Here is a 12,949-nt window from a genome sequence, read left to right on the forward strand (position 1 = left end):
CTGTCAGCTTATCCGAAGAAACGGAGAGCCCCCCCCCCCCGCATTCCAGCTTTCTACCTCGTAATAGTTTTCTTTGTCAGGTAAGGCCGTAAAAGCAATTTTAGTGCCCACCGGAATTTTTTTACCTCCCATTGGAAGCGTTTTTTTAATTCCGTTTTCAAAATATTCTGCTTTTAGAGAACCTCCTAGGCCGTCTATTTCCCAGCTGACATAGGCCGAGTTTTCAGGTATGGATTCAGATTTTGCATAAAGAATGGTTTTCTCTGTAAATTTAACATTATCGGTAAGTTCACTTCCTGTTTCGCTGTTTATAGTTATACTGATAACCTCAGTAGAGCCGACATTTGTATTTTTTGGTGTTTCGATAGGATTGTCACAACCAAATACCAGAATAAATACCGAAAGAATTAAGGCAGTAGTTACGATTGCCTTCTTAAAGATAGTGCTTCTCTTCATTTTGAACCCTCTCATTGCATAGTAAGTTTACTAAATAATTATACATTATTTTTGAAAAAAAACAAGAGTAAGTTGCGGATTATACAGCGGTTTAGTTTTTGCAAACTGAAAGGTTATTATTCTCTAAGCTATAATTCCCTTTTCTTTTATTTGCCGGACGGCTTCTTTAGGATTACCGGAGCCCATCAGTTTAAACTCATAGAAGTATAAGCAGGCACAAGATTATCCTTAAAACCATATTTTATTCGTCATTTGGAAAGCCTAATCGGCTTTCTTTTATGGTTTGATGCAAGTATTCTCATTCCTCTTTATTGACTTTTTTATTTTTTTTTTGTAATTTTAATGCCGTTAATTCCATAAGGATGCAAAATGCTTAAAAACAGACAAACCATTTTTTTAGTTTTTCTTGTTGTTTTTTTCGACTCTTTTTTTGTGCAAAGAATTTATGCTGAAGAAAATATTTATGACAAGATTTTGGAATACCGCTATAAAAATGATACGAATTTGACTTTGATAGAAAATGAAGCAAAAATAGCTTTAAATAATTATAAATCCGTAAGGCTTAATTCTATTTTTGCCTTTAATTTTGGTTCTACCTTAAATTTTAATCTTAGCTCCGAAAAGAGTAAATCCTTTTTTTCGATTAATCCATCGGTTTCGGCAGGGCTGCCTCTTTATAATAATCTTGGTCTTAACTTGTCGGCTAATTATTCGTCAGGGGCAGCAGGAAATTCCAAGGCCTCAGGTTTTTCGTTCGGCATTTCTGGAGATATTTACAGCCAAACTCGAAAAAGCAAAAAGAATGAAATTGAAGCTTATCTTGAAGTTCTTAAAGAAGCCGAAAAGAAAGCCGGCATGAGTCAAGAGCTTGCCGAAAATAAGCTTTTAATCGACATTAAAAACATTTTAAACGAATATTCGGCTCTTCTTTCAAAGAGGCTTGCCGGCATCCAGTCCGATATAAACTACAAGCAAATCCTTGCAGAAGGATATTCTCAAAACTCTTCCAAACTAAGGACTGCAAAGCTTAATTTGATAAGTGCTGAGAGAGATGAAAAAGAAGCTGAATTTTTGTTTGAAGTTTCGGCCCGTCTTTTTTTTGAATCCTGCGGTCTTAAAATAGAAAAAAAAGGAGAGGATGATTTTTTTATAAAACTTGCAAAAAGCATACCTGAACAAAAACTTATTTCCATTGAAACCCTAAGGCCTGAAAATTATAATTCTCTAATCAAGGCCGAAAAAGATTATGACAAACTGCTTGAAAAAAATAAAATGGATTTAGCCCCCTTTTCGGCTTCTGCAAAGTTGGATTACTCTTACTCTATGAATAATTCGAATAACATAAACTCAGGCATATCTATGAATTTTCCGGGAGGAGCTATTACTACTGGTATCAGCTTGCCTTTAAGCAAAGATTCTATTCCGTCTATGCAAATATCTTTTTCGATAAATCCTCTGGCTGTTTATAGTTATTCTTTGCGTAAAAAAAATGCAGCAATAACGGAATCCGGCGAAAAAATAAAACTTGCAGATACAAGGCTGAAGCTTACTAAGGATGTGAACAGCTTAAAACTTAAATGGGAGCAGCTTGAATGGCAGCAAATACGCTATGCCGAGGAGCTGAATATTTATAAGGAAAATGCGGATGAACATACAAAATGGTTTGAACGAGGTCTTATAAATTCCTTGGAAAATAAACAGGCATATTTGCAATATATTACGGCCCTTGTACGTCTGGCTGATTCGCATATCGCCGTCAATACTTTTAATGCCGAAATAAAAGATACTTTCTACATAGAGGAAAAATAAATGCAGGATAAAAAACAAAAAAACAAAAGAAATAGCAAAAAGATTATTTTAATAATAGCGGCCCTTATCATAATTCTTGCGATAGTATGGATTATTTTTTTACCTAAGAAAGGAACCGAAGATTTTTCTCAAAGCGTTACGGTAACAAAAGAAATAATTCAGGATAGAATTCAAATCTCCGGTTATATTCAGCCCGCCCAGCAGCAGAACCTTCAATCTCCCGGAGAGGGCATTATAAAGAAGGTTGCGGTAAAGGAGGGCGACACTGTAAAAAAAGGCGACCTTATCTTTGCCCTTGACAATACCTATCAAACCTTCCAGGTTGCAAAACAGGAATTCGCAATCGAAAAGGAAAAATTACAAGGTTATTCCAAAAACCTTGAACTGATGAAGTTGGAACTTGAATCTTTAAAACGGGCATTAAAAGACCGGAGTGTTTATGCAAAGTTTGACGGTATAGTCGTTTCCTTTGATTTGGCTGAAGGCTCCTATGTTATGCCTAAAGATAATTTCGGGGTAATTATAGACCGCTCCTTTTTTAAGTCCACTGTGGATGTTTCCGAAAGGGATGTTCCGCGCTTAAAGGTCGGGCAGAAAGTTCTCCTCAACTTTCAAGCCTTGGGAGATGAAGAGGTAGAAGGCCGCGTTACCTATCATTCTTCGATAGCAAAAGCAAGTGCACAAAGGGGTTATACGGTGATAGAAACAAAGATAGTTGTCGATAAACTCCCCGAAAATGTTTTACCCGGCTATTCTTTTAGCGGCAGCATCGTTGCAGGTGAAGACGAAGAAGTTCTCCTTTTGGATCAGACGGCAATTTCATACGACAAGGGCGAGCCCTATGTTGAAAGGATTCTTGAAAACGGAAAGGTTGAGAGGGTCAAGGTAGAGGTTGAAGCCTATACTTCGGGCACCGTAAAGGTTTTATCGGGCTTAAAGGAAGGCGACACCCTGAGGTTCAAACCTCCCAAGTGGTAGGAGCTTTGCTTATGGCCGATATTATACGCCTTGAAAATGTAGTTAAAACCTTTGAGATGGGTGATACTCTTGTTAAGGCCCTTGCCGGGGTTTCATTTAAAATAGAAGAATCCTCCTTTGTTTCCATAATGGGCCCGTCGGGATCGGGCAAGTCTACCTGCATGAATATGATAGGCTGCCTCGACAGGCCGACCTCAGGGAAAATTTATATTGACGGGGTAAGTACTGCCGACATGACCGAAAACGATCTTGCCGCCCTACGGAACAAAACCGTGGGCTTTGTTTTTCAGCAATACTACCTCCTCCCCAATCTAAATGTGCTTGAAAACGTAATGCTCCCCTTGAGGTATCAGGGGCTTTCCTTGGATAAAAGAAAAAAACGGGCGGCGGAAGAGCTTGAAAAAGTGGGTCTTTCCGGCAGGTTAAAGCACAGGCCTGGAGAGCTTTCAGGAGGTCAAAAGCAGAGGGTTGCCATAGCCAGAGCCCTTGTTACACATCCTAAGATTATTTTGGCCGATGAGCCCACGGGCGCCTTGGATTCCGAGACGGGACATTCTGTTTTGGATCTTTTTTTAAAAATCAACAAGACGGGAACGGCTGTCATAATGGTAACTCACGATAAGGAAATCGCTTCTTTGGCTCCCCGCTCAATCCATTTAAAAGACGGGCTTGTGGTAGCCGATTCCCTTAATGCCGCCGGTCTTAAACAAACAGGGGAAGAAAATGTTTGAGGATTTTATTAACGCCATTCATAATTTTAAAACGAACAAGATGCGTACCCTGCTTTCCCTATTGGGTATAGTGATAGGAGTTACCTCGGTTATAGTCGTTACAAGCCTTGCAAGCTCCCTTTCAAACAGCATGGTAAAAGAGTTTGAAGAGTTCAGTATGGATATAATCAATATAGGAACCCAGATGGGGAATCCCGAATTCGGCGGCAGCGGAGAAATAAAATTTGATGATGAATTCCGCAAAAAAATGATTAAAAAAATCCCGGAGATAAGGCATGTTTTTTATTCCAACCGTTTTCAAGCCGCAGTTGTAAGAAACGATTTACGGATTGAAATTAGCGATATAGAAGGTATAGAGGCCGAAAGGCTTGAGTCTCACCGCGTGTCAATGGATTACGGCAGTTTTTTTTCTTCCGCTGACTATTCTACAGGTGCAGAAAAGGCTCTTATAGGCGAGAGGGTTGCCTTTCAGCTCTTCCCTGAGGGCAGGGCTGTAGGTAAATTTATTACCTTGCAAATTCCTTCAAGCGGAGAAAATGCTCCTCCCAGAACCCTACGGCTTGAGGTTATAGGAGTCGTAAAACCGAAAAACACTTGGATCCTACGCACCTCGGACGCAATCTTTGTGCCGAGGAAATTTGCCTTGAACAAGGTTTTAGGAGATAGAAATGCACCTGTTTGGGCGGCCGAGGTAGTTATATCGAATCCTGAGGACACCTCAAATGTTGAGACAAAGATTCAGGATTTTTCCGAAGAGTTATCGGGAGGAAACCGCTTTGCTATCTGGGTTTATTCTGCCCGTCAGCAATTTGAACAAATGGGTAAGATTACGGGGATGGTAAGCCTTGTGCTTTCCGCCATTGCGGGGATATCCCTTTTAGTCGGCGGCATCGGCATTATGAACATAATGCTTGTTACCGTTACCGAACGCCGAAAAGAAATAGGCATACGGAAAGCTCTCGGGGCTACAGGCAAGGCAATAAGGATGCAGTTTTTAATCGAGTCGGCATCGCTTACCCTTACAGGCGGGCTTATAGGAATTGTGCTGGGGCTTGTGATTAGTAAGCTGATTGTAAACTTCTTTTTTCCGCCGGAAATAATTTTTTTGCCCAATTTTTCGGGCTCCCTTATAGCTTTTTTTGTAAGCGTATGTACCGGAATCTTTTTCGGCCTGCATCCTGCGATCAAGGCTTCAAGGCTTGACCCGGTACAAGCCCTTGCAGAGTAGGACTCTTTAAAAATAATCGAGGTTTATTTATGGATATTGAAGCTTTAGAATTGCGTGCCTTGACCATTCAGGCTGCAAGGGAATTTTTTATTAAAATGAAATATCTGGAACTGGATACTCCTGCCCTTTCGGGCGAGCTCATCCCTGAAACTTGTTTGGAAGTTTTTAAAACTGAGTATCTAAGCCCTGCCGTATCAAAGGGATTGAACGAAAAAAAGCCTCTTTTTTTGGTACCTTCACCCGAAGTTTATATTAAGCCCGTCATAGCCCAAACTTCCCGCTCGGTGTTTCAAATTTCCAAATGTTACCGCAATGTAGAGTCTATAGGCAATATCCACAGCCCCGAATTTACCATGCTTGAATATTACACTGTAAACGCAAACTATATGGATTCCGTAAAGATAACTGAAGCTTTTTTAAACCATGTTGCCGATAGGGTAAAAGAAAATCCCCTTGTCGAAAGGTCTGTTTTACAAACCCTTTCAAAAGGCTTTGAATGTCTTACCATGGATGAGGCCTTTAGAAAATACGCAGGAGTACCCTTAAGCTTGGAACACTCACCGGAAGAACTTACTGCCTATGCGGAAAAATTAGGTTTGGGAAGTGCCGATGATTATTCCGGCTGGAACGAAGACGACTTATACGAGCTTATTTTGGTTCATGCCGTCGAACCCAATCTTCCCAAAAATAAGCTCATAGCCCTTTTGGATTACCCTGCCTTTGTGCCCTGTCTTGCCCAAGCAAATTCTCAAAAAGTTTTAAACAAAAAAAATGAAGAGCTCGAATGGAAGACGGTTGAGCGTTGGGAGGTTTATTTGAACGGGGTTGAACTTGCAAACTGCTACACCGAAGAAAGGAATCCTGAAAAAATAAATTCTTATTTTAAAAAAGAAAACGAATTAAAACAAAAAAATGCCCTTGTTCCGCATCCGCCTGTAAAGGGCTTCGGCGAAATTTGCTCTAAGATGCCGCAGTGCTCCGGCGTTGCGATGGGCTTTGACCGCCTTATTATGCTCTTGGCCGGAAAAAAAACTCTCGATTCTATAATATATGGTAAAAATTTTTAAATTTTTAAGCTGATTTAGCCGATAATATCACCGGAGTTTTTGTTTTAAATTCATTGACAAGAACCTCGTTTGCGTTTAGAATAGTTATAGACGCTATGATTAAAGATTAAACTTGGAATTTTGCAGGAGGACGATATGGCTTCAAAAATAGGAATCAAACTTGCAGACGGGACCTTTTTCCCTATTTTGGATGAAGATGCCCTGTCCGAACAGTCTTTGGAATTGACTACTGTTAGGGAAAATCAGGAAAGTGTTCAAATAAATTTATTTAAGCAATTTGAAGAAACAGAACCAGAATATATAGGTTCTCTTATTGTAGAAGATATCTCGACCGGCCCTGCAGGAGACCCCACTATAAATTTAAAAATAAAACTTGATGAAGAAAAAAATCTTTCAGCAGAAGCAATGGACGAGGGCTCAGGCTCTCATCAGTCCCTGAGGGTTTCGTTAAAAAATCTTGATGAGACAAGTCTGGACGGTATCGACTTTGATTTTGCCCCCCTTGATGATTCATCCGGTTTTGAAAGCAGCGATGATGATTATTTTATCAAGGAAGGTGATGAAACTTCTTTTGATGATTCCTTTGAAACCGAGACTCATGAAGAGACTCAGCTTCATACATATGATGAAGAAAGACCCGAAAAAAAGAAGAAGATGCCGATGTGGCTGATAATTCTTATAATCATCCTGTGTATAACAGCCTTGGTTTTTGCCATCCTTCTTTTGACAAAAAAAATGCCCTTTGCAGACAAGGATATGATAGCTTCCGCTCCGGAAAAGGTGGAGCAGGTACAGGAACCTAAAAAAGATGTAAATGCAACAACTTCTAATGCCCCCAAGGAAGATGCTGAAGAAAAGGCCGCCGCCGAAGCCAAAAGGAAGGCTGAAGAAGAAGCTCGCCAAAAAGCTGAGGCCAAGAAAAAGGCAGATGAAGAAGCTAAGCAAAAGGCCGCAGAGGCTAAAAAGAAGGCTGACGAAGAAGCAAAACAAAAGGCTGCTGCCAAGAAAAAGGCCGATTCTAAAAAGAAATCTAAGGTAAATGCTAAGGGAGCTGTACGCTACAAGATTAAATGGGGCGACACCCTCTGGGATCTGTCGGAAACATACTATAAGACCCCTTGGCTTTATAAAAAGATAGCTGATTACAACAAAATTAAAAATCCTAATCTTATTGTCGCCGGTACCTATATAGATATTCCGCCTAAATAAGTTTGAGGGGTTAGCCTTATAAAATCTAAATTTTTTGTACGCCTTGGTTGTATCCTATTCTGCTTCTGTTTTTGTCTTTCGGGGTTGTCGTGTGCAGGCTCCTATGATAAAGCTGAAGAAGCAGAATTGATTGATGCCCTCTATTCGGAAAATTTTTACCGTTTTTTAAAGCCTCAGCCCTTGGAATTAAAAAAACTATATAATACCGATCCTTCATCTTTGTACTACATAGGACTTGCCCTTCAAAAGGCGAGGGTAAGGTCTGCCGATAAAAAAATCTATGACGAATCGGCAAGGGCTTATTTTGAATATGCAATCAAAAACTCTCCTATGCCGTATAAAAAACTGGCTGATGATGAGCTTTATTCTCTTTTGTCAAATGAAGAAAAAATTAAGCGTCTTGAAGAAAAACTTGCTTTGCCCGAAGCCCTCCGCTTGGATGCAAAAAACGATAAAGATATAAGAGCTGCAATTCAAAAGCTCTTATTTTTATCGGGTAATTTTAACAAAATGGAGCAGCCCTTACCTGACTATCTTAACGCTCAAAAATTTGACTCAGAGCTTATTGAAGGTTTAAAAAATATCGAAAAGAATAAGTCTGAGTTAAAAGTCTACGGAAACAATTTTTTTAGAATTCTAACAGCAAGAAAATTAACTTTTGAATCTCGGTTTAAAGATGCATGGCCTATTTTTAAGGACTTGATGGAGGCAGGGGAAGAGGCTTTGTTTGAGCATAGAACTGTTCTTTCCGATGCAGGAAGGGCAGCTTTGTCAGGTTCTGTTGATTATGCTGCCGATGCCGTCCTTTTTGAAAAGCGGCTTGAGTTTTATGAACAAAGATCAAACAAGACCTCAGATTATATTGTGCAAAAATATATGTACGCTTTTTATGCCGCCCGTATGCGTTTAAAAATGGGCGGTAAGGAAAATACCGAAAAGGCTGTTTTACTTTTTAAAAAAGCTAAGAGCTATCCGCCTCAAGCCTATGATTATGATGTTGCCCTTTGGTACATTTTAGATATAGAAAAAAATAGATCGTTTAAGGTGTTTTTGGATGAACTTTGCTTTACGGCTCCTTCATGGAAAAATATGCCAGTTTATGAAGAGCTGACAGCTCATGCCTGTATGAAACTTGTTCTTGCCAAAGATTGGAACGGCCTTGAAAGGCTTCAAAAAGCTGTTCAAAAAACAAACCTTTTTTCGGATCATGCACGCCATGCCTATATTCTTGCCCGCTCTAAAAAATTGCCTGCTGATGAGTCCAAAAAACTTTACCGAGAAGCCTACGAAAAGGATCATGCCTCTTTTTATTACAGACTGATGGCTGCCTATCAACTTGGGCTGCCCATCGTTTCTTCCCCATACGGAAAAAATTATAAACGAAAAGGCGGCGGCGGTTTTTCGGATGAAGATACGGTTAAGATTTTAAAGGGCTTTGTCAAATATAAACTTTATTCTCAATTATACAATAAAATTACCGTTTTATATCCTCAAATCACTACGGAAGAGGCTTCCTTTTTTTCAAAAATTTTATCCGAAAACGGTTATTATGCCGATTCTATGAGAACTATGTCATTTGCGGTTAACTCCGAAGGTGCCGACTTTGGAGAGGAACACTTAAAATTAATCTATCCTAGGCCTTGGCTTGACTCGGTTAAAAGATACTCCGCAGAATATAATTTGCCTGAATATCTTTTATATGCCCTTCTTAGAAGTGAAAGCTATTTTAAGTCTGAGGTTATTTCCCATGCCGGGGCTATCGGGCTTGCCCAGCTGATGAAACCTACTGCCGCCGATATAGCCCGACGTTTGAAGATAGATTCTTATGACCTCAACAATCCCGATACAAATATCCGCTTCGGGGCCTTTTATTTGTCTGAGATGATACGCCGAAATGGCGGAAAAATTATGCACGCTCTTTTTTCTTATAATGCAGGTCCCAATGCAGTTAAACGCTGGGTAAGACAGGCCGGAGATCTGCCGACCGACTTATTTTTAGAAAGTCTTGCTTATGCTGAAACAAGAGGCTACGGCAGAAATGTGCTTGCCGCCGCAATCATCTACGGCCATCTATATTACGGCAAAAACTATAGAGAGATTATAAAAGAGCTTTTTCCGGATATTAAATAACAGGATTCTTATTTTTCAAAAGCAAACTCAAACTTTTCACAAAGATTTTTAAGCTGTTCTTCCGATTTTATTTTGAATCTTTTTAACAAGGCTTCAGGAACCTGATAGTATTCAATTCTGTTTTGAGAAAAGTTGAGCATAAAGTCTGCAAAACAAACGCTTTCAACCAGCTCTTTGTGCTCTTCAGGTGCATTTTCAAAATTATCCTGATACCTTATTGTTACTACTATGGGTTCAGGGAAATTCCATTTTTCGGCAAGGGTTGCACCGATTTCGGCTTGGGCCATACCGCTCATAATCATGTCCATAACTTGCGGAGAAATATTCCTTTCGGCTTGAATTTCTGCGAGCTTTACAATCAATTCCGGATACATTGAACCAAGTATGATTTTTCCAAGGTCATGCAAAAGGCCGCAAATATATGCATCATCGACTATATTCCGTTTTCCCGTAAGTTTTGCAACATTCAATGAGAAAAATGCGAGCCTGTAGGCGTTTTCCCAAATCTGCTTTTGCTCATTTTCTGTTGTTTCCAGTACCTTAATAGTACCCATAGAATACAACAGGTTTTGTATTCCCCGCAAGCCTACAAACTTAACGGCTTCTACAATGTTCATACAGGGCTTGGAAAGACCGAATGCCACAGAGTTTACATGTTTTAAAAGGTCTGTTGCCAATCCAATGTCGCTGCTTATAAGCTGGGCAATTTTTTGCATCTTTGAGTCGGGATCGTTAATGGCCCTTTGAATTTGCATAATATTTTCAGGGAATTGAGGTATTTCGTTGATATATTCTACAATAGCTCTTGTAAGAGGTTCGGCCTCTTTCTTTAATTCCAGTTTAAGAGGAATTGTAACACGGTTTATGGTAACTCCGTCTACAACATCTATTTGATAGGCTTTTTCGTCAAGCCCCATTTTTTTAAGCATTAAAACCATTATTACAAGCCCCAGACCGGCACCCTCTGTACTGTCTAAAACTTGGGTAAAGGCCTCATCCAGTGATGAAAACTGTCTTGCTCTGACTATTTTGTCAAAAATTCTCTTAAATTCTTGGCGTGTTAGGGCAGCATTGTTGCTTACTTCAAGGATTATATTATCCCGTTTTAATTGAAGGGACATTTTAACATAAAGACCTGCTTTTTTTTGAAGCTCAAGGTAATGCTCCATGTTCGATATTGTTTCTTCTTTAAAATCCTTCATACCAAGGTCATAGTCCTCGGAATCGGAAATATTTAGGCCCCTTTCTTTAAAATAGACCCGTTTTGTATTGGCTTTTTTTGCATTTGTTGTAAGTTCATTAGTGTAGTATACGATATAATCCGTAATATCCGTACAATGAAGCTGTTTTAAAAATTCGGAAATAACATCCGTAATATAAACTTCAGTTTCTTTGGGCAAGGTATATGAAGTTATAGCGATAGGAACACCCAAGCGAATGGCCGTTTCAATTTTTTCTGAATCAACAATTATTCTTTTATCTTTTTCCATGAATTACATCCTAACACATAAATAAAAAAAAATAAATACCTTTTTGAGTGATTTTAAGGTAAATCTTTCTCGGTTTATTTATCGGCATTAAGGCGGTAAATCTTAAATGTCTATAATGCATATAGATAAAAAAATCGCTCCGGGAGTATGCGGACCGGAGCGATTAAAATAGAGTATAAACCATTCACATATAAATACTTTTATGAACGCTTTACGCAGGTAATTTTTGGTAACTACCCGCAATCTGTGCCTAGATGTAAGTTACCATATCCTTACTTTTTTGTCAAGTGAATTTATTAAAAAAAACTATAAATTTTTTAATTTTTTATCTATTTTTTCAAAGGTTTCTTCCAAATCTTCAAATAAGATTTCTGCATAGGAGTCTAATTGGGTCGGCTGGTTGTTTACTATTGCTATCTTGCCGCCGTTTCTTAATGTATAGGCTGGGAGTGCGGCCGCAGGATAAACCAAGAGGGTTGTACCTAAAACAAGCATAAAATCGGCCTTTGAGGCCTCGATTTCTGCCTGAATCATGGCCTTTTGCGGCAGGGCTTCTCCAAAAAAGGTTATAGCCGGTTTTATGGGGCTTCCGCATTTGGGACATCGGGGTACGGCTCCGGTTTTGGCTGTTTTTGCAGCTTCCTCAAATGTTTCGGTATAGGTGCAATTTATACAATAGTGAACGGAGGGAGAGCCGTGTACCTCAATTACATTTTTGCTGCCGGCTTTTTGATGGAGTAAATCAATGTTTTGGGTAATTACGGCTTTTAGGATGCCTCTTTTTTCAAGATCTGCAAGGACGGTATGCACAATTGCCGGCCTTTTATCTTCCAATCCGTAGATAAATTCCTTGGCCATGCCGTAATAAACCGAAGGATCCCGATAAAAGACATCTATATCGAACATTTTTTCGGTATTAGGCTGTTTATAAAGGCCGTCCTTCCCCCTAAAGTCCTTTATTCCTGCGAGGGTGCTTATTCCGGCCCCTGTAAAGGCTACGAGGTGCTTTGCGTTTATAATTTCAGAAAAAAGCTTGTCATAATTATTTTTTTCTTTATCCATAGTTTTTACTCCATGTAACATTATAAGGTATTTTCAGTTCAAAATAAAGGCCTTATCCGATAAACCTCTTGAATTTAATTCTTTTTCAATGTATTCTTTTTTTTGTATGCAGATTGCGGCAATAATCTTGATTTCTTTTGCTCTTTCGATTGTTTGGGCGTTTATTGTTATAAAAAAAGAAAATTTATCGGCTAAAACATTGCTATATATTTTTTTGTTTTCGTTTTTTGCCGTTTTTATTTCGATTTTAATGCAGAAAGTCATATATTTTTTTTCTCAGGATTTTTTGAAAAAGGCAGGATATGCTTACTACCTTGTTTTTGACTGTTTCATTCATTCTTCATTGCCTGAGGAAACCGTTAAGGCCCTGCTTTTTTATATTTTTATAAAATTGATTTGGATGCAGAAGATTAAAAACACTGATAGTCTTACCTCGGCTCAAACCGCTTCGCATATAAGAGCCCTCCTGCTTTTATCTGTGTTTTATGGTTTAATTTTTGCTTCGTTTGAGAATGTTGCTTATGTGATACGGTATCCCGAATCAATTTGGATCAGAACATTTACTTCAAATATTTTGCATGCAGGCTTAGGTGTGTACTATCTTGAAACCGGCATTGCACAAGGGAAAAAAAAGCCGATAAGGCCGTTTCTTGTTACATGGCTTATACACGGTTTTTATAATATGTTTTTTTCTATAGGGTCTTATTTTATTATTTTTGGAATTGTTCTTGTGTTTTTTACGGTTTCTAATGCCGTAAGCCGGTATGACCGTTTTAAGAGCAATTAGCT

The 12,949-nt window shown here is 39.0% G+C and carries 12 protein-coding genes; 8 read left to right on the top strand and 4 right to left on the bottom strand.

Features of this window, described 5'->3' with window-relative positions:
- Positions 1-3: 3 nt before the first annotated feature.
- The gene (locus E4O00_RS02230) at positions 4-456 is read right to left on the bottom strand and encodes a hypothetical protein (RefSeq protein ID WP_253678379.1); all 453 of its coding nucleotides are present in this window, start codon (positions 454-456) and stop codon (positions 4-6) included.
- A gap of 369 nt (positions 457-825) precedes the next feature.
- On the opposite strand from E4O00_RS02230, the gene E4O00_RS02235 reads away from it, so the two are divergent.
- The 7 genes from E4O00_RS02235 (at position 826) to E4O00_RS02265 (ending at position 9,608) form a co-directional block, all read left to right on the top strand.
- Positions 826-2,265, top strand: coding sequence for a hypothetical protein (locus tag E4O00_RS02235; RefSeq protein WP_253678380.1), 1,440 nt, complete (start codon positions 826-828; stop codon positions 2,263-2,265).
- Positions 2,266-3,243, top strand: coding sequence for an efflux RND transporter periplasmic adaptor subunit (locus tag E4O00_RS02240; protein ID WP_253678381.1), 978 nt, complete (start codon positions 2,266-2,268; stop codon positions 3,241-3,243).
- Between the two features lie 11 nt (positions 3,244-3,254).
- Positions 3,255-3,974, top strand: coding sequence for an ABC transporter ATP-binding protein (locus E4O00_RS02245; RefSeq protein WP_253678382.1), 720 nt, complete (start codon positions 3,255-3,257; stop codon positions 3,972-3,974).
- Entirely contained in the window at positions 3,967-5,202 is a 1,236-nt protein-coding gene (locus tag E4O00_RS02250) for an ABC transporter permease (protein WP_253678383.1), read from the top strand. The genes E4O00_RS02245 and E4O00_RS02250 overlap by 8 nt, the downstream gene beginning before the upstream one ends.
- A gap of 29 nt (positions 5,203-5,231) precedes the next feature.
- Positions 5,232-6,269, top strand: a complete 1,038-nt coding sequence (locus E4O00_RS02255; RefSeq protein WP_253678384.1) for an EF-P lysine aminoacylase GenX — start codon at positions 5,232-5,234, stop codon at positions 6,267-6,269.
- A gap of 135 nt (positions 6,270-6,404) precedes the next feature.
- Entirely contained in the window at positions 6,405-7,478 is a 1,074-nt protein-coding gene (locus E4O00_RS02260; protein ID WP_253678385.1) for an Hsp70 family protein, read from the top strand.
- Between the two features lie 84 nt (positions 7,479-7,562).
- Positions 7,563-9,608: a flagellar assembly lytic transglycosylase gene (locus E4O00_RS02265; protein ID WP_253678386.1), complete on the top strand. Its 2,046-nt coding sequence runs from the start codon at positions 7,563-7,565 to the stop codon at positions 9,606-9,608.
- Between the two features lie 8 nt (positions 9,609-9,616).
- Here the strand turns inward: E4O00_RS02265 and E4O00_RS02270 are convergent, their stop codons facing one another.
- The 3 genes from E4O00_RS02270 to E4O00_RS02280 all read right to left on the bottom strand — a co-directional run bounded on the left by E4O00_RS02270 (position 9,617) and on the right by E4O00_RS02280 (position 12,424).
- The gene (locus tag E4O00_RS02270; RefSeq protein ID WP_253678387.1) at positions 9,617-11,098 is read right to left on the bottom strand and encodes an HDOD domain-containing protein; all 1,482 of its coding nucleotides are present in this window, start codon (positions 11,096-11,098) and stop codon (positions 9,617-9,619) included.
- A gap of 306 nt (positions 11,099-11,404) precedes the next feature.
- Positions 11,405-12,160: an NAD-dependent protein deacylase gene (locus tag E4O00_RS02275; RefSeq protein ID WP_253678388.1), complete on the bottom strand. Its 756-nt coding sequence runs from the start codon at positions 12,158-12,160 to the stop codon at positions 11,405-11,407.
- A gap of 33 nt (positions 12,161-12,193) precedes the next feature.
- A complete protein-coding gene (locus E4O00_RS02280; protein WP_253678389.1) occupies positions 12,194-12,424 on the bottom strand; it encodes a hypothetical protein in 231 nt (76 codons plus the stop codon).
- A 22-nt stretch (positions 12,425-12,446) separates the two neighbouring features.
- Here E4O00_RS02280 and E4O00_RS02285 point away from each other — a divergent pair, with 22 nt between their 5' ends.
- A complete protein-coding gene (locus E4O00_RS02285; RefSeq protein WP_253678390.1) occupies positions 12,447-12,947 on the top strand; it encodes a PrsW family intramembrane metalloprotease in 501 nt (166 codons plus the stop codon).
- Positions 12,948-12,949 lie beyond the last annotated feature (2 nt).

The sequence above is a fragment of the Treponema sp. OMZ 788 genome, from assembly GCF_024181245.1.
In the GTDB taxonomy this organism is placed as follows: domain Bacteria; phylum Spirochaetota; class Spirochaetia; order Treponematales; family Treponemataceae; genus Treponema_B.